Raw genomic sequence first — 25,162 nt, forward strand, 5'->3', positions numbered from 1 at the left:
CCTTGAACGCCTTCCAGATCGCCTTCGAGGGCCGCCTGACCCCGACCAACAACTGACCACTCAACAACCAAGATCAGCCGTTAAGTTGACACACCCGCGCAGGCGATCGCTTCTCGAAGCCGCTCGGAGCGCTCGTGCCAGATTTCCCCGCCGTTAACGAACGAAGGTCCGATCGCGACCGGGGAGCTCGAACGCCCGTGGCACCATCGGCCATCGCAACCTCATGAGCGACTGAGGTCCTGGACAGGAGAGGGCGAATGCCTGAGCGCCTACTCACTGACACTGTGCATGTGGCAGTTCACGCACCCGACGACATCATCCGAGCCGGACTGGTCAGCTTCCTCGGACGCGATCGCAGCATCCGCGAAGTCTTGCCGGCCAAGATCCAGGATGCCGATGTCATCGTTGTGGTCGTAGACGTCGTCGACGCTTCCGCCCTGGAAGGTCTGCGTGGCTTGAGCAACGCCCCCACTCCGAGTTTTTTGGTGGTGGCAAAGTACTGGCGGTCTGACATCTCAGCAGCGATCGACTGCGGGGTCCGCGCCGTGCTGTGGCGCGACGCCTTCACCCCAGCCGTCTTCATCCGAACTCTGCTCACCGTCGCAGGTGGGGGCGGGAGCCTTCCGCCCACCCTTCAAGGCGCTCTCATGTCACAGGTCCAGTGGACCAACCGAGAAGTCCTGGCTCCGCGAGGCCTCACGGCGTCCGGAGTGAGCCCCCGTGAAGTGGACGTGCTGCGACTTGTCGCAGAAGGCAAAGAGCTTTCCGAGATTGCAGCCAAGCTCTCCTACTCCGAACGTACCGTCAAGTACACGCTGTACGGTCTGATGAAGCGCTTGCGGTTGCGCAACCGAGCCCATGCCGTCTCCTACGCCATACGCGCCGGTATTATCTGACCGATCCTCCTCGCTGGGGCTCTGGTCGCCTGAGTGAAGCGCCCCGATGTTCTCGGACAGCGGTCCCGGTAGGATCGAATTCCGGAACGGCGGAGAGAGCGCTTGGCGCTGAAGCGTAAGAAGCCCAGTCTCGAGTTCAGGGACGAGGCGGGCAGGACGGTGGTCGTGGAGTCCCGGCCGACCGCCGAGGGCGTACGTGGAATTTGGGTGAACGAGGGAACTCCGGGCGCCCTGTCCGTGAGGTCTTCGCCGACCCGCACGAGATGTATGGCTGCCGACGCGTTCACGTCGCCCTGCGGCGGATGGACGTGCGCCCCGGCCGGTCTGATCAAGACCAGGACAGGCCCACTCGCGAAAGCGCGAGGTCAATTAAGCGGACTGCCGGTGAGTACGGCGGTCACGAGCTCTGTGCGGGACCTCAGGCCGGTGCGCGTGAACAGCCGGGACAGGCGGTTGGCGACTGCGTCCTCGCTGAGCTGCAGTACGGTGGCGATCTGGCGGTTGGTGAGCCCCTCGGAGATCAAGGTGGCCAGCAGATGTTCGCTCTCTGCGGTGGCCTGCTTGCGGCCGGGTACGATGAGGCCGGCTTCGCGCATCGCGGCCCTGGTATGGAAACGCCAGAGCGCGGCCCCCATCTCGCCGAACAGTTCGTACGCCTCGTGCAGGAGCGTCGCCGGTGCCGCGTTCGTGCGCGCGGCGGCCGAAAGTGTTACCGCCGTTTCGAACGGCTGGTTGCGTGAGCGGGCCAGGTCGACCGCTTCGAGCAGGCGGTCGCGGGTGTCTGTTGGGCCCGGCTGGAGGACCCGGACGGACGTCAGCAGGTACAGCAGCCGCGATCGGCCGCTGTTCATTTGCTTGGCGAGTTGTTCAAGGCGTCGGAGGCAGTTCACCGCCTCATCGGTGTGTCCCTCTTCCGCGTACACCTCGGCAAGGGAGGCCCACAGCTCATCGGTGCCGTAGACGGAGCCGCGCTCGTCTGCCGCGCTGAGGCCACGTCGCAGTATCTTCTTGGCCCCGCCGAGATCTCCGAGGGCCCGCAGTACTTCAGCGTCGACGTGATCGAGGACGTGCTCGAGCGGCCCGTTCACCTGTCCGCGCACGCTGCTGAGCAGGCGGCCGACGCTGGTGATGCTACCCCGCGCGAGGAGGACTGCCGCCATCCGCGCGGGGACCAGATGGTGCCCCGGGGCCACGGTCCGCGCCTCGTCGTTCCCCAATATCCAACGTGCGACCACGAGCGCCTCGTCCCACCGACCTTGAAGGTGCAGCCACAGGAACACGCTGCGCGGATACAGCGTTTCGGGTTGCACACCCCTGGCGGACAGGAGGTCCCTTGCACGGTTGAGGTCGCCGACGCCGATCAGAAAGTCGAATTCGGCGGTGGCCACCGCGAACACCTTGTGGCGAGGGAGGTCTGGTGCATCCCGCTTGGCCACCGCGAGCGCGAGCCGATCCGGCTGGCCGAGCACGTACTCCGTGCAAATGCGGTACACCTCCATCAACGGGCCGCTGACCACGTCAGTCCGCCACCTGGGCTCGTTCCGCGAGAGCAGGGCCAGTGCCTCCTGCCACTTCTCCAGATGGATCAGTGCCTGGACCCGGCCTGCCAGGATGGCCGGGGCGGGCAGCGGCCGTCCGTGCCACCAGCCTGCAGTGCTCATCCGGGACAGCGCCGGCCAGTCCTGCTCGGCCGCTACCGTTGCCACCAGCAGGGTGGCGAGGTCGTGCAGCGTCTCGAGATCGAGGCCTTCGGCTGAGCCGTGCAGTATCGACTCGACTGAGCTGCGAGCCGTCGGGTAGTCACCGCAGCCGTAAGCGGCTTGGCCGCACCGAAGCACCGCCAGGTCACGGGCGGTCGGCTGATCGATGAGACGAGCGGCTCCCTGCAGCCACCGCACCGTCCCCCGGCGTTCAGGGTCGGGGTAGAGCGGTCCTGCGGCGGCTGGCAGTTCCGCCACCGCACGTTCGCGGTCGACCAGGATGCCCGCGTCGACGATCCGGTTCGGAAGATAGGTCTGGGCGTCCGCCTCATCGAGGATTGCCGCCATCGGCCCGTCCTGCGTTGCCCCGGCGTCCGCCGGTGCCCCGGCCGCCCACAGCGCTTCCACCGCGGCGGCGGACAGGCGGCTGCGCTCCAGCGGCCCCAGCTGTTCCTGGACGGTGTGTGCCATCAGCGGTACGCGGAACGTCCAGCCCCGGGGTGTGGCGCCGTCCTGCCCGGCCAGTTCGTCCACGATGCCCTCGTCGACCAGGCTGCGGATGCCGTCGGCGACGGCATCGGCGGACAGACTGGTCGACGCCGCGACCAGTGCCGCGGCCGTTCGGCCGAGCGGCCACAGGACGCTCAGCGCCGCGGCCACCGTGCGGCAGGGCTCGCCCAGGGCATGCAGCGCCGCGAGGTACCTGTCACCGTCCGGCAGTAGTGGCACCGGCGTCCCGCGGGCCAGCAAGGCATGCCTGTCGATTATTCGTATCGCGCCCTGCCCCGCCCACTCGGTGAGCAGGACGTCGACCGCTCCGGGAATCCCACGGCTGAGTTGGTGGACCCGCTGTACCAGATCGGCGCTGGGCGCCGCCTGCAAACGCCGTGCCACCATGGCGGTGACGCCTTCGAGTTCGAGCCGCGGCAGAACGATTGTGTGCGCCGCCCGGCCGCGAGCCAGGCGTTCTACGGCGCGCCCGGTGTCCGAAGTGTGTCGGTGACGGTGGCCCTCGCCTGCCGCAGCGTGCTGGACCGATGTGACTATCAGCCGGACGTCGGGCGAGATCTGCCCGAAGGCAACCTCGTTGAGCAGGGTGAGGGAATCGGCGTCGGCATGCTGGGCGTCATCGACCACCACGGTGACAGGAGCCGAGTGTGCCAGGGCGGCAGTGAGTGCTTCGGCCATGGCTGTCCGGTCGCCCCGTTCGACGGCTGACAGCACATCAAGGGCTGGGGCACCGGCCGGCCGAGGCCCCGCCATAGTGGACTGAGGCTTCTCCAGAGCCATGACGATGCGCAGCGCCAGCAGCAGGGCGTGTTTGCCGTCGCCGGGTACGCAGGGCAATGGCAGGGGCGCGATCCCTGCCGCGCGCAGCCGCTCGGCGGCGGCGCGTACGAAGGCGCTGCGCCCGACACCTCGTTCCCCTCGAACGAGGACGATGCGCGGTCCGTCCGGATCGCGGAGGCAGCCGTCGATCTCGTCTGACAAGCTGTGCCTGAGCCCTTCAGAACCAGGTGAAGTCGCGGCCGAGCGCGCCGGGATCACCGCGCGGCCCGTTCCGCGGTCCTGCGCCATCCGCCCGGGCGGGTGACGCCGTCCATCAGCAGGGCGGGCAGGCGCTCGGCCTGCCCGCCCTGGTGGACAAAGCATTGGCCGAGCCGACCTTGTTCACCTGGCATTGAACGCACTCTCAGGTCGAACCCGTACACCATTTCCAAGGACGCAACCGTTGGTCCATGCGGTCTCATGCGCCCCTCCAGTGTGACTAATGGGGCTCTCTGAAAACGGCCACCCCGTACTCGTGGGTGACCCCAGACCTGCTCGGCTTGATTCCCCACCCACAGGGCGGCTGACCTGCGGTCGGGCGTCACAGTAGAGGGGCCGGCCGATAGCCGGCCGGGCGGGTCGAGGTGCCCAGGGTGGGCGAAGCCCAGCGCGAAGCGCCGCCGAAGGCGCCCTTGACTGGTCGGCACGGCCCGAACATTCCACGAGCGGACGTCCCCGGCCTTCGTTACCGACAGCAACCGCCTGAGGAACGAAGAGCGGGCCCGGCCGTTTTCACGAATGGTCATCAGGACCCATCTGACCGCGTCCTGCGCCATGCCCTGACCAAAACACTCACGGCTGGTACGAACAGGAACGCCTGGCTGCCTTTCCGTGCTGCTCCTCGCCGCACCGCCCGACCGATGTTCCTCAACCCCGAGACGTGCATGCAGTTCGGCTTGAGGAGCCTTCAATCCCTCGCGTGATCAAAGCCTCCCGTCGCGGACTACGCTCAATGGCGTTCGATGTGACGCCGAGGACAGGCGAGGAGTCGTCGTGCTGCAGCACAGTGCACCTCTCATCGGTAGGGACGACGAAGTCGGTGAAGTGGTTGAGGTGTTACGTTCCAGCGGGACCGCGGCGCGCTCCCTGCTGATCACCGGCGGGGCCGGATGTGGCAAGACCGCGGTGCTCGAACAGGCGCGGCGGGTGGCGGTCGTGGAGGGCGCGAAGGTCCTCCGGCTTGGGTGGGAAGGCGCCGAGGGCACGGCCGGCTCGGCTGCCCTCGCCGACGCTGTCTGCGGCGTGCTTGCCAAGATCCATGACGGCCGGCTCCCGGCGCGTGTCACCGCGGTACGCCGCGTGCAGTTGCGGACTACCGGCCGCGGCAGCCAGGTGCCCCTGCTGTCCACCTTGGGTGAGGTGCTGGCGGACGCGGCCCATTACGTGCCCTTCGCCCTGGTCCTCGACGATGTCCAGCGGATGCCGGCGCAGACGGCTTCCGCCCTGGGGCTGCTGCTGCGCGCTTTCCGCCCGGCGGGTGTGCCGGTGGTGATGGCCAGCCGGCCGATGGGTCCGGGGCCCGCCGACGGTACGCAGCTGCCAGCGGCGGTCGACCGGATGCTCGAACTGCCACCGCTGCCGCCGGTCGACATCGGCGCGCTCATCGCGCAGCGGCTCGGCCGCCCGGTCGAACCGTCCCTGGCGACTGCGGTGCTGCGTTCACTGGGCCCATTGGCGGGAAGGCCTGCGGCCGTGCTGTCCGTGCTTGCCTGCCTGGAGGAGAGCGGAGGCCTGCTCGAAATCAATGGTGAGGTGTGCCTGGCTGAGCCGGAAGGAGAGCTGCGGCTCACCGCGGACACCATGGAGTTGGGGATCGGCGGGCCGGAGGCGTTATCAGATGCTGACGTGCTAGGGACGGCGGCCTTGCTCGCCCGCATGGTTGCCGGCGCCGAACTGAGCCTTGATGACCTGCACCGCCTCAAGCCGCAGGGTGGCCAGCTCGAAACCGTTGTTCGCACGCTGGACCATCTGGTGAAAGGCAGAGTGCTCACGGTCGACGATGGTGGCCGGATAGCGTTCGCCGTACCGGCGTTCGCGGCGGCGCTGCGGTCGCTGCACGCACCCGACGACGTGCGGTCGCTGCACGCCCGGATCGTGACGTCGGTGACCGATCGGCTGGGTGCGGCCGCCGCGGGCGCCGGTCAGCCACGGCTGGCCGAGCACGCTGTTGCGGCGGGTTCGATGTTGGACGACGCGCTCACGGTGCCGCTGCTGCGGGCTGCAGTCCGCAGGAGGCAGGCGGACTGGCCCTGGGCGGCCCGTGGGTACCGCACGGCGCTGCGACGCCTGCGGTGGGACGACAGCAGGATGCCGGACCTGCTGCGCGAATCCGCCGGAGTGAGCTTGCGGTATGCCGACCACAGCGCCGTACTCGAGCTCGGTGAACCGCTGCTCGCCTGCCTCAACGTGCCGCACGGTGAGAAACGGGGCGGTTTGGGATGGGTCACCCGGGCTTGGGCTCTGTCCGCACTGCACGAACACCGGACCCAGCACGAGGGTGCAGACCCCCGGTACCGCACGGCGCTGGAGCGAGCGCCCGACGCCGCGGAACTCTTGGCCCTCGGTGGCCTGTACGGGATCGGTCCGACGGTAATGAAGCCACCGCGGTCGAGGCCTGCCGCCGACCATGTTCCGGCTCCCGGAGACGAGTCCGGCTCCGAGCTGGTGCCCACACCGGTTGAAGTGAGACTGATCGCGGCAGCCGTGGGCAGCAACGCCGAGTTCGAGCGCGCACGCCGGGGCCTGCCCAGGGACGCACTGGGCGAGGTGGCGCTGGACAGGCTGCGGAACGCAGCCGGGTTCGGGGATCTGGCGGGGGCCTTGGAGGCCGTCCTCGGTGAGCGATACGTCGGGGCGGGAAACAGCACCGCTGTCCAGTATCACGCCATGGTGCGCGACTATCTGGCGGGGAACTGTGACAGCGCCCTGTCGGCTGCGCGCCAGGTCGAAGCGCGGGGCCGGTCCGGCAGCACGGCAGGCGTCGGACAACTGGCCCGGGCGCTGGCAGCCGAGATCCACTTGCAGCGAGGGGAGTTCGCTCGTGCCCTCAAGTGGCTGGAACTGATCCCCAGATCCGTCACCCATCCGCTGGTAGCCCGGGTGCGATTGAAGAGCCGCTGTTTCTCGGGAGATCGGGAACAGGCGGTGGCAGAGGCCTGGCGTGACCTGCGGGAGGCGCGTGAGCGCGGACTGCTCGCGGGCGTCGAGTGGCTAACTCTGGGGATCATGTGGGACGGGATGGCGGAGGACAGCCCAGAGGCGATGCGACAGGCACTGGAGGAATTGGAAGCACTGCACGAGCAGATGGCCTCCTCCACCACGCACGAGGCGGTACTCCTCGGACGTGGTCTGGTGTACCGCGACGTGGACAGCGTGTTGTCCGCCTACCGTTTGGTGCAGCAGCGAGGCGACGCGTTTCTCACGGCGCACTGCTGCCAGTTCCTGGCGGAGGTCAGCGATGATCCCCAGCCATGGCTGGCCGAGGCGACGCGGATCCTGTATTCGCTGGGTGCCAGGCGGCCCATCGGGCTCCGCCGGGTGGCACGACAGCGAAACTTGTCTCTGCCCAGGAACCGTGCGGTCTCGGAAGAGCTGAGCGAGCATGATGTACGGCTGATCGAGTTGGTGAGTGAGGGATCCACCAACCGGCAGATCGCGGCGGGACTGGTGTGCAGCGAGAAGACTGTGGAACAGCGACTGACGCGGCTGTTTCAGCGGACCGGTTGCCGTTCCCGGGCGGAACTCACCGCGGCGTGGCTGGACGGCAGTCTGGCCGGACTTGGTCTGGTACCGGATACCGGTTCCCACCGGGTCAGCCGGGACAGGCCCGCGGTGGTGCGCTGACGGTTCTGATGGTAGGACGCGCTGTCACCTCCCGCGCAACGGGGGATGCCGAGGCGGGTTGGTATCGGAGTCTCCTGTTCCGGGCGCCGAGTTGGGCGTTCCGGGGCTGTGCGGCCCGCCTGTTGCCTCCGCGTCCGGGCCTGGTGCGGGGGAGGTGGGGTGGTCGGGGTCGGGGACCATGACCAAGCTCAGTGGAGCGGCTTGAGAAGCCGTATCTCAACCGATCTTGGAACGTGTGGATCGAACGGAGTTCCTGGTCGGGTGATCTTCCGGCGGTACGCGCATGAAGGCAGACACCTCACGATGCCAACGAGTCAAGCTGCGGCGGCGAGTTCGGTGGGGAACGCGGTGTGTTCGTCGAACAGCTGGCGGTGTTGTAGGCAGTGGTAGAGCTGGCCGATCATGCGGTTGAAGAGGTTGCGCTGGGCGGCGGCGTGCCAGTCGCCGTGCTCGCGTCGTCGCCGGTAGTGGGCGTTGGCTCCGGCGGATGCCCGGAGTGAGGCGAAGGCCCAGAGGTAGCCGGCGTGGTTGAGCCGGTCGTTCTTCACCCACCGCCGTGTGATGGACGACTTCTTGCCGGAGGCCCTGGTGATGGGCGAGGAGCCGGCGTGTGCCTTCAGGCGGCGGGCGTCGGCTGCTCGGAGCTCATCGGCTGAATTCAGAGCGGTCCAGGTGCGCGAAAATACGTTGGCAGGTGTCGTCTTACCGCCAGCCGTAGGACCGTCTATCACGGGCCGAGCAACTCGGGAGGTTTCCACCAGGGGAAGCTGGGGTTCCATTCCTACAGGGGGGACCATATTCCCACAGCACTTCCGGCCGTCTTTGTCCCAACGGACAAATAATTCTGCCCCGAAATAGCCAAATCCCTCCGGACTCGGTCTGACGTCGGATGCCGGGCCGTGCGAGGGCAGCGGGGACAGGCCGGCGGTTGGGCCAGCCGGGGTCTGACGGCGGGCGCGTTGAACTGGCAGGCAGTATCCGCTGTCCTCACGGACAACGTTCCCGCCGCCGGACCTGTCGCGGTCCGTGCCGGTTCCTAGGCTTGGCTGGCAGTTCTACTGCGGTCATGGGGCACTCGTGCGGACGGTGCGATGCAATGGCGCGGCCGCAGCGCGTTGTAGTACCCAAGCACGCAGGAGACAAACCCGATGAGCACTGTGGTCGTGAAGCGCGCGCCTCGTGTGTCCGGCCCCGAGGCTCACGAGGCCCAGATCGAACTGGCCGAGCCTCCGGTCCTTGGTGAGCCCCCTACGGCGGACTTCTCCTCCGTGCTGGTGTACCTGCCCATGGCGCTGGGCGTCGGCGCCATGGTCATGATGTTCACCGTGGGTTCCCGCACACCGTCCACCTACATGATGTCGGGGATGATGGGCGTCGCCATGATGAGCATGGGGCTCGGCCAGCTCGGCAGGCGAGGCGCCGAGCGGAAACGCAAGATGCGTTCCGAACGCCGGGACTACCTGCGCTATCTGGCGCAACTGCGCAAGCAGGCCCGGCGGGCGGCGGCCGAGCAGCGGGCGGCCGCATACTGGAACAACCCGCGCCCCGAGGATCTGTGGGCGATGGCGGCCGGGCCGCGGCTGTGGGAGCGTCGGCCGAGCCACGACGACTTCGCGGCGGTCCGCATCGGACTGGGCGTGCGCCGCGCCAACCTGGTCCTCGTACCGCCGGAGACGAAGCCGGTGGAGGACCTCGATCCGTTGTCGGCCGTTTCGCTGCGGCGTTTCACCACGGCCTACCAGAGGGTGGCGCACCTGCCGGTGCCGATGCCGCTGCGCAGGTTCACCAGCGTGGAGTTCGCCGGCGACGGTCCCGCGGCGCTGGGCCTGCTGCGCGCCATGATCGCTCAGTTGGCGGTGGCGCACTCCCCGGATGAGCTGCGTATCGCCCTGCTCACCGACGCCGTCGGCCGCACCGAGTGGGACTGGCTGAAGTGGCTGCCGCACAACGCCCATCCGTTCGAGGAGGACGCCGCCGGGCCGCTGCGGCTGGTGGCGGACGACCACGACGTGCTGCTGGACCTGCTCGGCACCGAGTTGACCGAACGTGCCGACCACGAGCCCGACGCTTCGCCGAGTGGCGCGGAACCGTTCGTCGTTGTGCTGGCCTACCGGGTGCGTGTCCCGGAGACCTCCCGGCTGCTCGGCGCCGGCCTGCGCAACGTGGTGATGCTGGACGCCACCGGCGCGATGACGGGCGGCCCGGAGGTACTGCGGCTGACCGTGCGGGACGGTGAGGTGGAATACGCGGCCGGCGACATCACCGTCACAGCCCAGGCCGACACGCTGACGTCCTCGGCCGCCGAGGACCTGGCGCGGATCCTGGCCCCGATGCGCACCGGCGGGGGCGTCGACTTCGTCGAGCAGCCACTGGAGACCGATTTCGACCTCGGCTCCCTGCTCGGCATCCGCAACCCGCGCTCCTTCGACGTCGCCTCCCTGTGGCGGACCCGCACCACCCAGAGTTCCCGCCTGAAGGTACCCATCGGTATCACCGAGGACAACCAGGTGCTGGAGCTGGACCTGAAGGAGTCCGCGCAGGCCGGCATGGGCCCGCACGGACTGCTGATCGGCGCGACCGGTTCCGGCAAGAGCGAGCTGGTGCGAACACTGGTCATGGGGCTGGCGGCGACACACTCCTCGGACGTGCTGAACTTTGTGCTGGTGGACTTCAAGGGCGGGGCCACCTTCCTGAACATGGACCGCCTCCCGCACACCTCTGCGGTGATCACCAACCTGGCGGACGAACTGCACCTGGTCGACCGCATGCGGGACTCCCTGAACGGCGAGATGATCCGCCGTCAGGAGCTGCTGCGGGAGAGCGGCCACTCGTCCCTGTACGACTACGAGAAGGCCAGGCTCGGCGGCGCCCCGCTGACCCCGCTGCCGTCGCTGGTGATCGTCGTCGACGAGTTCTCCGAACTGCTGGCGAACAAACCCGAGTTCGTCGAGCTGTTCGTCAGCATCGGCCGCCTCGGCCGATCACTGGGGGTGCACCTGCTGCTCGCCTCCCAGCGCCTGGACGAAGGCCGCATCCACCGTGTCGAGGGCCACTTGTCGTACCGGCTCGCCCTGCGGACGTTCTCCTCGATGGAGTCCCGCAGCGTCATCGGGGTGTCCAGCGCCTACGAGCTGCCGTCCGCGCCGGGCAACGGCTACCTGAAGCCTGACACCACCAATCTGGTCCGCTTCAAGGCCGCCTACGTCTCAGGCGCCTGCCCGGTCCCGGCCACCGCGACCAGGCCCGCCGAGCTCGCGCAGGGCGACGAGAACGTCGTCGCCTTCGGCATGAAGCAGCGCGCACTGGAGTCCAGGAACGAACTGGAGGCGGCCGAGGAGCCCCTCGGGGAGCAGACCGACCCGCTTCCCGAGCCAGCCTCAGCCGAGGAGGAAAGCCTGCTGGAAGTCCTGGTGGACCGGCTGGAAGGGGCCGGCCCCCCGGCCCGCCAGGTGTGGCTGCCGCCGTTGGACCGCTCGCCGAGCCTCGACCAGCTGCTGCCCGGCATCATCCCGGACCCGCAGCGCGGCATGAGCGCGAGCGAGTATCCGGCACTCGGAGCGCTGCGGGTGCCGCTCGGCATGGTGGACCGGCCCTTCGAACAGCTGCGGGAACTGCTGGTCGCCGACCTGTCCGGCGCCGATGGGCACGTGGCGCTCGCCGGCGCCCCGCAGACCGGCAAGTCCACCATGCTGCGTACCTTGATGCTCTCCCTGGCGCTCACCCACACCCCCCGGGAAGTGCAGTTCTACTGCCTCGACTTCGGGGGCGGCGGCCTGGTGTCCGTATCCGGGCTGCCGCACGTCGGCTCCATCGCCACCCGTCTGGAACGCGACCGCGTGACGCGGACCGTCGAGGAGCTCACCCAGCTGCTGGAGGTCCGGGAACAGCGCTTCACAGACCGGGGCCTGGAGTCGATGACGGCCTACCGGCAGCTGCGCGACAGCGGAGAGATCGACGACCCGTACGGTGACGTGTTCCTCGTCATCGACAACTGGTCCACTCTCAAGCAGGACTTCGAGGAACTCGAACCGCGTATCACGGACCTCGCGGCTCGCGGCCTGTCGTTCGGACTGCATGTCATCGCCTCCGCGGTGCGCTGGTCCGAGATCCGGCCCCGGGCCCGCGACCTGTTCGGCACCAAGTTCGAACTGCGGCTCGGCGACACCGTCGAGTCCGACTTCGGATCGAAACTCGCCGCGACCATCCCCCACCAGCCCGGCCGCGGGCTCACCAAGTCCAAGCACCACTTCCTGTGCGCGCTGCCACGGCTGGACAGCTCGTCGCAGACCGACAGCCTCACCGCGGCCACCAGGTCCGCCGTCGCCGAGATCGACACCTTCTGGACGGGGCGCTCGGCTCCCGGAGTGCGCCTGCTGCCAGCCAAGCTGCCCCTCGACAAACTCCCCGCACCCGAGGGCGATCTGCGCTTCTGCCTCGGCTGGGACGAGCAGCGGCTCGCCCCTGTGTGGCACGACTTCAACACCGCTCCTCACCTGATGGTGTTCGGCGACGAAGAGACCGGCAAGACCAACGTGCTGCGCCTGGCCATCAACGCCATCACCCGCCGTTACTCGCCGGACGAAGCCCGCATCATCCTCGCCGACACCCGCCGTGACCTGCTGGGCGACGTTCCCGAGGAATACCGCGTGGGCTTCGCTGTGGACGGCGACAGCCTTACCCAGCTCGCCGGCAGCGCGGCGGTGTCGGTCGGCAAACGCGTCCCCGGCCCCGAGATCGCCCCCGAACGCCTTTCGCGGCGCGACTGGTGGAGCGGGCCTCGGCTGTTCGTCGTGATCGACGACTACGACCTCTACGGCACAGGACCGGGCACCGGGTCCCCGCTCAACTCCCTGACGCCGCTGCTGGCCCACTCCGTGAACGTCGGTCTGCACATCGTGATGTCCCGCTCCACCTCCGGCGCCTCCCGCGCCATGATGGACCCGGTGCTGCGCCGCATGTGGGAACTGGGCAGCCCGGCCCTGCTGCACTCCTATCCCAAGGAGGAGGGCAAGTTCATCGGCGAGGCCCGGCCGCGCACCCTGCCCCCCGGCCGTGCGCAACTCGTCACCCGGCGTGGAGTGCGGCTGATGCAGGTCGGCCACGTCGGCACCTGACGGCCACACCGGACCCCCACGGCGCCGTCGCCCCCCTCTTCCAGGAGCAATATGACCACCGCAGTTCCCGCCTCCCGCACCCCCCGGGCGGTCAGTACGGAAGTGTGCCGGCTGACCATCGCCGGACCGGCCGGCCGCGCCGATCTCGCCGTACCCGTGACCACACCCGTCTCCGCCCTGATGCCGGTCCTGCTCCGTCACGTCCCTACCGATCCCGACCGCGCGGTCGGCAGCTGGGGGTTGCAGCGCCTCGGCGAGACGCCCCTGGATCTCGACGCCACCCCGCAGAGCGCCGGACTGCACCACGGCGACATCCTCTATCTGCGCCCCGCCGACGACCCGATCTCGGAGCTGGAGTTCGACGACGTCGCCGACGGCGTCTCCACCGCGGTCGGCTCCCACTCCGACCGGTGGCGCCCCGAGCTGACCCGCAAACTCTTCCTGGCCCTCGCCGGCTTCGTGCTGGCCGGTCTCGCCTCGGGCGTCGCCGTCATCGCGAGCGGACCGTTCGTATGCATCCTGTACGCCATCAGCGCCGTCGTCCTGGGCGTCGCCTGCGCATTGGACAGCCGGGTGCCCGCGGACCGCGGCAGCCTGCTGGTCACCGGCGTGGGAGCCTGCGCCTTCGCCGCCCTGGCCGGAATGACCGCCGTGCACGGCGCCGCGGGCCTGCAGTCGCCCGCACAGATCGACGTCATGCTCTGCGGTGGCAGCGCAGTCGCCATGTCCCTCGTCCTGCTCGCCACCCGGCAGCTTCCGCTGGCGGTGTTCGGGACAACGCTGCTCACCGGAGCCCTCGTCGAGATCACCGGATTGCTGGCCGGCGCGTTCGACTGGAATACCCTCCGCGGCACCACCACGACGGCCGTCGTGTTCTTCCTCTTCGGCCACATGGCACCGAGGATCTCCCTGCGGCTGGCCCGTCTCCGCATCCCCCAGCTGCCGCGCAACGCCGATGAACTCCAGGAGGACATCGATCCTCAGCCGGAGTCCCTCGTCAGCCGGCGCGCCGCCACCGCCGACGCCATTCTCACGGTCCTCTCCGTCGTCACCGGGCTGTTCTGCTCGGCCGCGTTCATCCTGCTGGCCAGGGTCGACGGCTGGATCTCCTGGACGCTCAGCCTGGTCCTCGCCGGCGCGGTACTGCTGCGTTCCAAGAACCTGAACGCGACCTGGCAGCGCATCCCGATGACCTTCTGCGGCACGCTCGGCCTGCTCGCCGTGGTTCTGTCGTGGGCGTCGGCCTCCTCGGGCGGCACCCGGTTCACGCTGTTGTCCGGCCTGCTGATCGGGGCCGTGCTGCTGCTGGTCGGCGCGTGGCGGTTGCCGCGGACGCGGCTGCTGCCGGTGTGGGGCCACACCGCGGACATCCTGGAGCTGCTGACCGCGCTGGCACTGCTGCCGCTGCTGCTGCAACTGCTGCACGTCTACTCCTACTTCCGCGCTCTGGTCAGCTGAGGGGACGACAGCTGTGCAAAACCGACGCGACCATCTCCACGCCTACCAGTTCGCCACCGGCCGCCTGGCCACCGCGCTGGTCTCCGGTGACCCCGGAGGCGGCGAGATCCCCATGCGCCGGGCTGCCCTGGGCTCCATGTTCGGCATCGTGATCGCTCTCCTGCTGGTCATCGCCGCCCTCGTCTACGGGTTGATCAAACCTGTCGAGAACCCCGACGCCTGGAAGAAGGCCGGCGCCCTCGTCGTGGAGAAGGAAACCGGTACCCGCTACCTCTACGTGGGCGGCACACTGCACCCCACCGCGAACTACTCGTCCACACTCCTGGCGCTCGGCAGCAGCGGCAGCCCGTCGGTGGAGAACGTCTCCCGAGACAAGCTGGCGGACGTGCGCCGCGGCAGCCCCTTCGGCATCCTCGGCGCACCCGAGGACGTCGCTCCCTCGTCGTCGCTGCTGACCGGCTCGTGGGCGGACTGCCTGCACCCCGGTTCGGCCGGGCAGGTCCTCGACTTCGCCCCGGACTCCGCCCGGCGCGCCGCGAAGGACAGCCGGATCCTGGTCTCGGGCCCGGGCGACACCCGGTACGTGCTGTGGCAGAACCGCAAGTACGCCATCGAAGGCCGGTCCTCGCTGATCGCGCTCGGTCTGGACACCGAGCCTCCCGTCAAGGCCACCGCCGCCTGGCTCGCCGCTCTGCCCACCGGCGAGACCATCGCCCCGGCCGCCATCCCCGGCACCGGCACCGGCGCCGGACCGGTGGCGGGCGCCAGCGCACAGGTCGGCCAGCTCTACCGCATGGAGGTCAGCGGCGCGGGTCACTACTACGTCCTCAGGCAGGACGGCCTCGCCCCCCTCACCGCCACCGAGTCCGCGTTGCTCGCCGCCGCACCGGGCGGGAAGCAGCCCCGGAAGGTCAGCGCCAACGACATCGCCACCGCCAAGGAGTCGTCCGACAGCTCCCTCATGCACCGCCTCCCCGACCTGCTGAGCGGCACCGACGCCACCACCGACGGCGGCTCGGCGCTGTGCCTCCGGCGGGCCGATGACGGCTCCGAGCCGGACACCACGGTGGTGGTGCGGGAGGCCGGCCGCGCGGCGGCCGCGGGTTCCCGGACCCTCGTCCCGCCGGGGCACGCGGTCCTTGCCGCCCCGCCGAAGGAGAGGGGCGCCTACAACACCCCCGACCCCTATCTGATCACCGATCAGGGCGTGAAGTACCAGCTCGTCGGCAAGGCCGCGGGCGCGCTCGGATACAGCGGCGTCACGCCGCGGGTCCTGCCGCTCGCCATCCTCGACCGGATCCCCACCGGCCCGAGCCTGAGCACGGCCAAGGCCGTCGGCGCCGTCCGCGGAGGGAACTGAGATGGCGCGCCGGTCCGGAGAGCGCCCCGCCGCCCGAACCGAGCTCGGGCACCGGCTGTCCACCGCACTGGCGAGCGCGGCCGTGCGCACCGGCGGGCCACCACTGGAGTCCAGGGACGTCGGCAACGCGCTGCTGTTCCACCCGCGCGGCTTCGTCGACAGCCGTGCCCTGAGCTTCGCGGAGCGACTGGCCGCCGACCCCCAGCACACCCTGGTCGTCCTCGACCTGCCCGCCAGCCCGGCGGAGGCCGTGTGGGAGACCGTCGCGCGGGCCCTGGACCGCCGGGGCGACAGTTTCCGCCTCGTCCTCGGGCGCGGCACCCGGGAGGACGTCAAGCACACCGCGCAGTGGCTCGCCGACCGGCTCGGGCGCCTGGTGCTCGCGCCCGACGGAGCCGTGCTGCCCGCGGCCGGCGGCGCGCTGTTCGTCCCCGCCGACCACGGCCTGGGCTGGCTGCGCTATCGGCCCAACTCCTCGTCACATCCCGACTCGCGGCGCTTCCCCAAGCCGCAGTGGGAGTTCTCGGTACCCGACCGGATACAGCCCACCGGAGCGGGCGGCATGGTCGAGCCGCTGCCCGGCGGCGTGTGGATCCGGGGAACGTGGGAGGACGGTGCCGCCGGCGCGACCACCCACCGGCAGCAACTGGTCGACCTCCTCGTCGGCGATACCGATCTGATCGCGGTGGCGATCGGCAGCCCGGGGACGTCCGCCCTGCCGCTGGAGGAGATCTCCGCCTTCTGGAACACCCTGCCCACCAGCGCCCGGCCCCTGGTGCGATTCATCCCCTTCGGCCCGATCGCCGTCCCCGCCGGGGCACCGCTCGGACAGACCCTCGCCGACCTGCTCGGACAGCGGATCGCCGTCTACGCCGGCATCCCGGCACCCGGTGCGGACGGCGACGCCACCGAGGTGCGCACCCTCCAGCGCAACGGAACCCTCGGCTGGCGGCCGTACGCCGACGAGTTCGGCTTCACGCCGCGTTCACATTCCGGTGGCCTGGCCGTGCCGCCGGTCCCGCTGAACACCCGGGTTCCGGTGGGCGCCATTTCCGCCGTCGCGCCCGGCGTCTACCAGTACGCGGCCGATGTGGTCCTGGAGATCGTGCAGAGCGGTCTGTGGGTACGGCCGTCGGTCGAGCCCCGTGACGGCCATGCCGTACGCTCCGCGCCCGCCGACCCGGCGTATCCGGTCGTCCTGTACGAGGACAGCGACCCGATGGCCGCCGACCGTATGCGGATCACCGCGAACGAGTTGCTGCGCGGCCTCGACCCGTCGTTCGGCGAGCGCAGCCGCATCGTGCCCGCCAGCGAGGCGGGCCGCTTCCCCTACGGCTACCCGCTCCCCACGGCCGCCCCGGAGCTGACGGTGGACCAGGGACCGTCCCTCGCCGGGCCCGGGCCTGCCGGCGGTCGCGTCCTCGCGGATCCGGCGACCGGGCAAGGCGCCCTGCCACCGTCCTCGGGAGACCGGGGCATGTGGACGGACGAGCCGCAGTCGGCCGGGCTTCCGGGCCCCGACCCGGAGGCCCGGCCGACTGGCCCGGCCGCCCCCGCCCACGGGCCGGGGCCAGCTCTGCCGAGGTGGGAGTCGTCCGCTCCTCCAGTGACCGGGCCGTTGACCTCGCAGAAGGATTTCGGTGGGCCGGAGTGGCAACCGGCCGCGCCGCCGACGGCTCGCTCCGTGTCCGGCCCCGACCTTCCCGCGGCCCCCACCGTGGCGGCTCGGGACCACGCGCCGCAGGTGCCACGGCCGCCCGCGCCGCCCGCTCCCGGTCCTCCCGCGCCCCCGCCCGTCCCCGCGGCTCGGGCCGTCCCGCAGGTGCCACCGCCTCCCGCGCCGCCCGCCCCCGTTCCCCCGGCTCCGACGGCTCCCCCGCCACTGTCGGAGTCGGCCGATCCGGCTGTTCCCGTACCGGCACCGTCGGCCGATCCGGCTGTTCCCGTACCGGCACCGTCGGCCGATCCTCCGCCGACGGTGCCGGACGTTCCCGTACAACCGGACTTGTCCGCGCCCACGCCACCGGCACGGACCGACCCGCAGCCCGCCGCGCCGATGCCGGGCTTTCCGCGCATCCGACTGGAGGCGTCCACCCCGCAGTCGGTCGCGCCCGGGGCGCAGCCGCCCGCCGGAACCGGTACCGGACCCCGGCCCGGTACCGGAGCCGGACCTGAGCCCGGGGCGGGGCCCGGCGGCGGTCCGCGCCCTGAGCCGGCAGCCGTTCCCGGGCCGCTCCCCGGCGGCCCCGAACCGGTTCATGGCGACGTGCCGCGGGCGCAGCCCGAGCCCACGGCCGCCGCCAGCGTGATGCCCCCGGAGAAGGGCCTCGAACGGGAACGCGGCTGGCTGCGGCGGAGCCTGGGCGAGCGCTTCGACACCGCCGCGGGTTTCGCGCAGCGTGTGCTGTCCGAGTCCCCGGGCCTGCACACCGGCCCTCGCAACTCCGCGAGCGACGCCCTCAGCGACCTGGCGGCCGTCCGCCTCTACCTGACGGGGGCCACGGCGGCGATCGACGCCGCCATCCGGGCCGGCACGGCGGGCCCGCACGTCCCACTGGCGCGCTGCGCCGCCGGCGGGCTGCGCCGCCTGCCGTCGTACCGGGGGCCCGCGATGCTGCGGGCCACGCTCAGTCCGGCCGAGCGCGCCTGGTACCGCGAGGGCAGGGTCCTCAGGGAGCACTCGTTCCTCGCGGCACTGTCCGGGGTCCGCCGGGGCCTGCCTGGCGATACCGACGTGCTGGTCTGGTCGCTGACCGCCCGCCGTACCTCGATGCTGGTGCCGGAGATCCCGGACCGGGTGCTGTTCGCGCCGGGCACCGGCTTCAAGGTGCTGAGCTCAGTGGACGGCGCCCGGCCGGTCGTCATGCTGCGCGAGATGTCCGCCGCGGAGTTCGACGAGCACGGTCGCGTCGACGACGTGCGAGTGCCGCTCGACGAGATCGCGCTGGCGGGCCTCCAGCAGATCCACACCCTCTGGCAGCAGGCCGAGGACGACGCCGACAGTCAGGCCGGCGACCCGCTCCCCGAGGAGCACGCGGACGCCTTCAGGGCTCCTCCCGGACTGCTCCAGAACCCAGCGGCCACGCCGCCTCAGCCGATGTCTACGGCCCCCGTGCCGGAGAAAGGGGCGACGCCGTGAACCGGCAGGTCCTGAAGGTCTCCACGACCCAGTCCGGTGCTTACCGCACCGTTTCCCAGGCGGTGGCCGCGGCCGGCGAGGGCGCACTGATCGCCATCGCGCCGGGCACCTACCAGGAGTCGCTGACCCTCACCCGCGCGGTCACGCTCAGCGCGGACGGCGAACCGGGCAGCGTACGGCTCCAGTCGCCGGTGGGCAGCACGGTCATCGTGGACGCCGAGGCGGTGCGGCTGTCCGGTCTCACGCTCGTCGGCACCGACGAGCAGGCCGCCGTTTTCGACGTCCGCCGCGGCCAGGCCGCCCTCGACAACTGCACCGTGGCCGGTGAGGCCTGGGCCGCGATGATCGCGTGGCAGACCGGTCAGCTGGCGGTCCGCGACTGCCGGGTGACCAATCCGCGTGGCGCCGGGATCGTCGTGACCGCGTCCACCGCCAGCACCGTGGACGGAACCACCGTCGCGGATCTGGGCTCCTCCGCCATTGTCGTCGCCGAGGCCGGACGGCTCACGCTGCAGGGCTGCACCCTGGAACGCATTGGCGGCAACGGCATCTGTGTCAACGGCCAGGGCGGCATCACCGTCGAGGCCACGACCGTCACGGGCAGCGTAAAGCCTGCCATCGTCGTGGAGCAGCAGGCCAAGGCGGAGCTGGTGGGCGTCACCGTCACGGGATCCAGCAGCCTTGACGCCTACCTGACGAGCACCGGTCTGACCACCCTCACCGACTGCACCCTGACCGGATCGGGCGGGCAGTCCGTGAACGTCGGCGCGGGTGCGGGCCCCGTGCTGCGTGGTTGCACACTGGCCTCCGCCGCAGGCAACGGCCTCCACGTGAGCGGGGGCTCCCGGCCGCGCCTGGAGGACTGCGACATCACCGACGCCCCACTGGCCGTCGTGGTGGACGACGGCAGTGAGGCGGTCTTCAAGTGGCTGCGCATCGAGGGCGCGTCGCGGACCGCGGTGCAGGTGAGCGGCGGCGCCACAGCGCAGTTCGAGGAGTTGTCGGTCGGGGACGGCTCGGCCGGGCTGCGCGTGACCGGCTCCGCCGGCATCGACCTGCGGCAGTGCGACATCGACGCCGGCCAGAGCACCGGCGTGGAGCTGAACGAGAACTCCACCGCCCGGTTCGAGGGTGTGCGGCTGCGTACGGGGGCCGACTGGGGCATCGCGGTGTCCGGCGGCGCCCGGGCCGAGGTGGAGTCGTCGGTCATCGAGCAGACCGGTGTTCTGGTGGGGACCGACGGTCAGGTCGTGCTGCGCGATACCGAACTGTCGGGGTCCGCCGGTGACGCGGTGCGGGTGCTCGGGGGCGGGTCCCTCACCGCGAGTGGCTGCCGGGTGCACGATGCCAAGGGGCACGGTGTCAACGTCCAGGCGTCGGCCCGTGCGGACCTCACTGACTGCACCGTCTTCGACAACATGGGCGACGGCATCCGCAGCAACTCCGAGGAGCCGGTCCACATCGAGCGCTGCGACGTGGTCGGCAACGGGGGCACCGGCCTCAACCGGCTCCGTGCCGGCGAGGACGAGGAGCGGGCTCCCACCGGTGCGCCGGGTGGGCTCGGCGGGACCTGGAAGCCCGGCGCGAAGCAGTCGGACGGTGACCGCCGCTCGGCCCCCGGCGCCACCGGCGCCACCGGGCCGCTCGCCGAACTTGACGCGTTGGTGGGGCTGGAGAGCGTCAAGCGCGAGGTCACCGGGCTGATCAATCTCAACCAGATGACCCAGCGGCGCCAGGAACTCGGCCTGCCCATGCCGCCGATGAGCCGCCACCTGGTGTTCGCCGGGCCGCCCGGTACCGGCAAGACCACCGTGGCCCGGCTCTACGGCGCCGTCCTGGCGGAACTCGGCATCCTCGCCAAGGGCCACATCGTCGAGGTGGCCCGGTCCGGGCTCGTCGCCCAGATCATCGGCGGCACAGCGATCAAGACGGCCGAGGTGTTCGAAAAGGCCATCGGCGGCGTCCTGTTCATCGATGAGGCGTACACGCTCACTAACCAGTCCAAGGGCAGCGGCCCCGACTTCGGCCAAGAGGCCGTCGAGACCCTGATGAAGCTCATGGAGGACCACCGCGACGAGATCGTCGTCATCGTGGCCGGATACTCCGCGCAGATGGACCAGTTCCTGGAATCCAACCCGGGCATGGCGTCGCGATTCTCGCGCACCGTGGAGTTCCCCAACTACGAGGTCCCCGAACTCGTCACCATTGTGCAGGGCCTGTGCGACAAGCACTACTACGGACTTGAGGACTCCGCCCTGGAAGCCCTCACCCAGTACTTCGAGCACACCCCCAAGGGGCCGACGTTCGGTAACGGCCGTGTCGCCCGGTCGGTGTTCGAGACCATGATCAGCAACCAGGCGTCCCGGCTTGCGGTCGACCCGCCCCGCGACGCCTCCGCGCTGAACCGGCTGCAGGCATCGGACCTGGGGCCTCTCCCGGAGCCCGAGGGTGCCGCCCCGGCCCCAGCCGCCGCTCAGCCCCAGCCCCAGGTCCGGCCTCAGCCCACGGCCCCCCGGGCGCCCGCCGAGCCGCCGCCCGCCATGCGCCGCCTCGCCGGACTGTGCGGCCTGCGCGACGTCCGTGCGGCGCTGCTGAAGCGCACGAACGACCTGGTGGTATCGCGCCGTGATGGCAAAATTCCGGCCCCGGCCACCAACCTCGTCTTCGCCGGCGACCGAGGAAGCGGGCGCCGCGCGGTGTCCGCGCTGTACGCGAAGTGTCTGGCGGAGACCGGTGTGCTGGCGAACGGAGCGGTGCACCGCGCCGCGCTCTCGCAGATCCCGGCCCGCTGGCCGGACCAGGCCGATGTCTGTGTCGCGACGCTGTTCGGCGAAGCGGAAGGCGGGGTCCTCGAGGTGGAACTCGACGCCGCTTTCGTCGCTCGGCCCGGCCACGAGCGCGGTGCGGTGTGGGACGCCGTGGCGCGCGCCGTCCCCCGGGCCCCGCACACCGCCGTGGTGCTGTTCGGAGCGGACTCCGAGCTCAGCCGGGTGCTCCGGGAACGCAACGAGCTCGCCCGCTGCTTCGCGCAGTATCTGCGCTTCCCGGGCTACACCGCCGAGGAGTTCGCGGAACTGGCCCGCCGCCGCCTCACCGGGCGCGGATACCAGGTCGACGAAGCCACCCGCGCCGCCCTGACCGCCCAACTCGCCGGCCGCCCGCCCGCCGAAGGGGCCTGGGGCGCGCACCGCTTCGCGGACCGCATCGTGGAACGGGCCAAGTCGCCGAACCTGCGTCTGCGGGGTGCTCCGGGTGCCCCGAGCGCGCCCGCGACACCCGGAGCACCACAACGGGACGTGCAGGCACAGGTCCCTGTACCGGCAGGCAAGGCAGAGCAAGCACCGTTCCTCGCGGGTGCGGTACCGCGCCAGGATTGACAACCGGGTCTCGTGTGACAGCACGACGACTCATCCCGACCGAAAGGACTCGTCATGGCGACCAAGGCCGCAGATATTGAGGGAATGCAGAAGGCCCTGCCCTTCTTCGCCGACGCCCTCGGTGACACCAACCAGGCGTACGGCAGCATGTCCGACCAGCAGGCCGCGCTGGCGGCCAGCTGGAGGGGTGACGCCGCCATGGGCTTCCGTAACGCCCTGCAACAGTGGCTGGAGAACTGCAAGAAGGTCCAGGAGCAGCTCCAGATCGTCACCGAGAAGCTCGAGGCGAGCACCGGCAACTACGTGAACATCCACACCGACACCGTCGACCAGGCCACCGAAATCCGGAACGCGGTGTCCGCGGGTCTCCCCGGTTTCTGATCCCTCCCCTGCGGGCCCCTTCCGCGTCACGCCGGTCCGCCGGCGACCATCCGCAGACCGTTTGCACGAAAGGAACCAGCATGACCACGTATGAGGTATCCCTGGAGCAGATGGAGTTCGTCGGCGGCGAGATGGAAGCCATCTCGTCGAACATCAGCAAGGCACTCGAGATCCTGGACGACGGCGCCAAGATGAACCTCGCCCAGTGGGAAGACGGGGTGCGCGACGCGTACATCGCCGCCAAGACCCAGTGGGACATGGCGGCGGCGGAGATGCACGCGCAGTCCCTCAAGGCCCGCATGGCACTGGGAAACATCAGCGGTGCCTACACCAATGGTGAGCGCTACGGCGTCAACATCTGGAACCAGTGACGTCGTGGCGACGACATCGCTGAACGGCGCCAGGGGGTGCTGACCGATGACCTACGGCACACTCGATGGCACTGTCCCCCCGCCTGAAAAACATAAGTACGAGCCGCAGCAGTACACGGGCGGCGACTACAGCGACAGCAGCCAGGGAGCGCTCGACGCAGGCGGGCTGCCGACAATCCCCGGAGTTCCCGCCAACGGGACGGACACGGCCGGGAGTAAGACGTCGGTCGACACCTCGTCGCTCAAGACGTTCGCCGACAACCTGGACACGTTGGCCGACGCGGTCGACGGTGCCTACCAGCGAGTCGTGAACCTCAAACCTCTGGCACCCGGGGGCCACAGTTTCGCGGAGGCGCAGAACCTCAAAAAAGCGGTGACGGGGGACAAAGGTGATGCCGGCTTGCAGCCCAGCTTCGTCCTGGCACTCCATCACCTGCAGGAGGGGCTGATGAAGACGGCCCGAGCCATAAGGGATCTGGCCAACAAGTACTCGTCGCTCGAAGACCTCAACAGGGAAGCGGGCAAAGAGCTCTCCGGGCTCATCAAAGACGCCCAGGGCTACATCAACACCGTGGCGAAGGATCCTCTCTGACCGTGGCGAGCACGACGGTCAGTGCGGGTCCGCAGATGCGAAGCTCACGTGGTCGCACTGGTGGTGGTTCGGTGACGCGTCACCGAACCACCAGGCCGTGGCACGTCAGGAGCTCCCGTGCGCAGGCGCGCAACGCGTGAGCTGACAGCCGGTTAGGCACACCGATGGAAGACATCGTCGGCTACGGCGGGGCATGACGGACTGGAACCAGGACAACGAACGGCACAGGCCCCGAAGAGGGGCCACAGGCTTTTCACAGATGTTTGCGGCGCAGCGTCCGTGGCGCGGGCGACGCGCCTTACGAACAATGGGGCGGACGGGAGCGCGAGGGGCATGGCTGACAAGGAACGGAAGGGTACCCACGACGATGGGCCCGTCGACCTTACCGGTGACTACAGCGATTGGGACTGGAGAAAGATCAAGAGTGCCATCACCGGCGGTGCCGACGGTGAGGACGCTCAGTACGATCTGACGCTGTCCGACCCGCAGACCCTCCAGGACGCCGGCAACGCCTTCTACTACACACAGAAGGTGCTGGAGGACGTCGCCAGGTCCCTGAGCGAGCAGTCCGACGCGCTGGCGGGTGAAGGGCGGCCCTGGCAGGGGCAGGCGGCGCAGGCATTCACGGCCACCATGGGGTCCTTCGCCAAGCAGGTGACCGCCATGGCCAACGTGCTCTCCGGAGGCGCCACCGGTCACCACAACGTCCCGCAGCAACTGGCGGACAACGCACAGCATCTACGGGAGGCCATAGCCAAGGTCGGCGACATTGATGTCTGGTACGCCAACCAGGCAATCAAGGTGGACCCCAGCCTCAAGATGGACAACGGGCTGGTCATGGTCAGCAAGGCCGGGAAGATCCCTCAGATGATGGCCGACGATATGCGGCAGGTGCTGGTCGCGCTGGCGAAGCACTACACGCTCACCAAGGATGCCGTCGTCCAGCCGGAGGCGCCCTCCGTCCCGACCTCCAGTAGCCCTTCGGGCGAATCGGTGAATGGCCTTACCCCGATACAGTCCGGGACTGCGCCGGCGAACAGCTATGCGGATGCTGAGGGGCAGTACAGCAGTCCGCTGGAGCCGTTTGCGGGTGTGTCGCAGGATGGCAGTGTGCCGGCGCAGTACGCGGATGCTGAGGGGCAGTACGGCAGTCCGCTGAGGCCGTTGGGTGTGTCGCAGGATGGCAGTGTGCCGGCCCAGTATGCGGATGCTGAGGGGCAGTACGGCGGTCCGCTGGGGCAGGTTGTGGGTGTGTCGCAGAGCGGCAGTGTGCCTGCGCAGTATGCGGATGCTGAGATTCGGTACGGCAGGCGGCTGGGGCCGTTTGTGGGTGTGTCGTCGGATGGCAGTGTGCCGGCGCAGTATGCGGATGCTGAGGGGCAGTACAGCAGTCCGCCGGGGCAGTTTGCGGGTGCTCCGACACAGTACGTGCCGAATGGTGAGTACTCCGCCGCCACTCGGGGTGGCCTGGAAGCTGGGGTGAGGGATCAGGGGGAGATGCTGCCGAGGGGTGGCCTGGAAGCTGGGGTGAGGGATCAGGGGGAGATGCTGCCGAGGGGTGGCCTGGAAGCTGGGGTGAGGGATCAGGGGGAGATGCTGCCG

General features: G+C 69.9%; 13 protein-coding genes and 1 pseudogene. 11 read left to right on the forward strand and 3 right to left on the reverse strand.

The features are described 5' to 3' along the window. The first annotated feature begins 290 nt into the window (after positions 1 to 290). Complete coding sequence (locus tag M2271_RS41285) at positions 291 to 896, forward strand: response regulator transcription factor (protein ID WP_280892614.1); 606 nt, start codon at positions 291 to 293, stop codon at positions 894 to 896. A 365-nt stretch (positions 897 to 1,261) separates the two neighbouring features. Here the strand turns inward: M2271_RS41285 and M2271_RS41290 are convergent, their stop codons facing one another. Both M2271_RS41290 and M2271_RS41295 read right to left on the reverse strand, forming a co-directional pair. Beyond that, the gene (locus tag M2271_RS41290; protein ID WP_280892615.1) at positions 1,262 to 4,087 is read right to left on the reverse strand and encodes a LuxR family transcriptional regulator; all 2,826 of its coding nucleotides are present in this window, start codon (positions 4,085 to 4,087) and stop codon (positions 1,262 to 1,264) included. Positions 4,088 to 4,140: 53 nt separating this feature from the next. Then, complete coding sequence (locus tag M2271_RS41295; protein WP_280892616.1) at positions 4,141 to 4,278, reverse strand: hypothetical protein; 138 nt, start codon at positions 4,276 to 4,278, stop codon at positions 4,141 to 4,143. Between the two features lie 640 nt (positions 4,279 to 4,918). Here M2271_RS41295 and M2271_RS41300 point away from each other — a divergent pair. Next, complete coding sequence (locus tag M2271_RS41300) at positions 4,919 to 7,768, forward strand: LuxR family transcriptional regulator (RefSeq protein WP_280892617.1); 2,850 nt, start codon at positions 4,919 to 4,921, stop codon at positions 7,766 to 7,768. A gap of 314 nt (positions 7,769 to 8,082) precedes the next feature. Here M2271_RS41300 and M2271_RS41305 read toward each other — a convergent pair. Next, positions 8,083 to 8,400, reverse strand: a pseudogene (locus M2271_RS41305) (IS110 family transposase); the annotation flags it as partial. A 516-nt stretch (positions 8,401 to 8,916) separates the two neighbouring features. Here M2271_RS41305 and eccCa point away from each other — a divergent pair. The 9 genes from eccCa to M2271_RS41350 all read left to right on the forward strand — a co-directional run. After that, positions 8,917 to 12,882 (forward strand): type VII secretion protein EccCa, encoded by a 3,966-nt coding sequence (eccCa, locus tag M2271_RS41310; protein WP_280892618.1) that lies wholly within the window; start codon positions 8,917 to 8,919, stop codon positions 12,880 to 12,882. Positions 12,883 to 12,933: 51 nt separating this feature from the next. After that, a complete protein-coding gene (gene eccD / locus M2271_RS41315) occupies positions 12,934 to 14,340 on the forward strand; it encodes a type VII secretion integral membrane protein EccD (RefSeq protein WP_280892619.1) in 1,407 nt (468 codons plus the stop codon). A gap of 13 nt (positions 14,341 to 14,353) precedes the next feature. After that, a complete protein-coding gene (gene eccB / locus M2271_RS41320; protein WP_280892620.1) occupies positions 14,354 to 15,700 on the forward strand; it encodes a type VII secretion protein EccB in 1,347 nt (448 codons plus the stop codon). Between the two features lies 1 nt (position 15,701). After that, entirely contained in the window at positions 15,702 to 18,839 is a 3,138-nt protein-coding gene (locus tag M2271_RS41325; RefSeq protein WP_280892621.1) for a hypothetical protein, read from the forward strand. Next, the gene (locus M2271_RS41330; RefSeq protein ID WP_280892622.1) at positions 18,836 to 22,216 is read left to right on the forward strand and encodes a right-handed parallel beta-helix repeat-containing protein; all 3,381 of its coding nucleotides are present in this window, start codon (positions 18,836 to 18,838) and stop codon (positions 22,214 to 22,216) included. The genes M2271_RS41325 and M2271_RS41330 overlap by 4 nt, the downstream gene beginning before the upstream one ends. Before the next feature lie 54 nt (positions 22,217 to 22,270). Beyond that, on the forward strand, positions 22,271 to 22,597 hold the full coding sequence (locus M2271_RS41335) for a WXG100 family type VII secretion target (protein WP_280892623.1): 327 nt from the start codon (positions 22,271 to 22,273) through the stop codon (positions 22,595 to 22,597). A gap of 80 nt (positions 22,598 to 22,677) precedes the next feature. Continuing rightward, positions 22,678 to 22,968: a hypothetical protein gene (locus M2271_RS41340; protein WP_280892624.1), complete on the forward strand. Its 291-nt coding sequence runs from the start codon at positions 22,678 to 22,680 to the stop codon at positions 22,966 to 22,968. Between the two features lie 46 nt (positions 22,969 to 23,014). Further along, a complete protein-coding gene (locus M2271_RS41345) occupies positions 23,015 to 23,560 on the forward strand; it encodes a hypothetical protein (RefSeq protein WP_280892625.1) in 546 nt (181 codons plus the stop codon). Between the two features lie 333 nt (positions 23,561 to 23,893). Then, on the forward strand, positions 23,894 to 25,162 hold a 1,269-nt coding region (locus M2271_RS41350; protein ID WP_280892626.1), incomplete at its 3' end, for a WXG100 family type VII secretion target.

It is taken from the genome of Streptomyces sp. LBL (assembly GCF_029893585.1).
Taxonomy (GTDB): domain Bacteria; phylum Actinomycetota; class Actinomycetes; order Streptomycetales; family Streptomycetaceae; genus Streptomyces.

Coding starts and splice junctions, on each gene's coding strand:
- M2271_RS41295 (WP_280892616.1), bottom strand. CDS start 4,278: ATGCCAGGTGAACAAGGTCGGCTCGGCCAATGCTTTGTCCACCAGGGC.
- eccCa (WP_280892618.1), top strand. CDS start 8,917: ATGAGCACTGTGGTCGTGAAGCGCGCGCCTCGTGTGTCCGGCCCCGAG.
- eccD (WP_280892619.1), top strand. CDS start 12,934: ATGACCACCGCAGTTCCCGCCTCCCGCACCCCCCGGGCGGTCAGTACG.
- M2271_RS41325 (WP_280892621.1), top strand. CDS start 15,702: ATGGCGCGCCGGTCCGGAGAGCGCCCCGCCGCCCGAACCGAGCTCGGG.
- M2271_RS41335 (WP_280892623.1), top strand. CDS start 22,271: ATGGCGACCAAGGCCGCAGATATTGAGGGAATGCAGAAGGCCCTGCCC.
- M2271_RS41340 (WP_280892624.1), top strand. CDS start 22,678: ATGACCACGTATGAGGTATCCCTGGAGCAGATGGAGTTCGTCGGCGGC.
- M2271_RS41345 (WP_280892625.1), top strand. CDS start 23,015: ATGACCTACGGCACACTCGATGGCACTGTCCCCCCGCCTGAAAAACAT.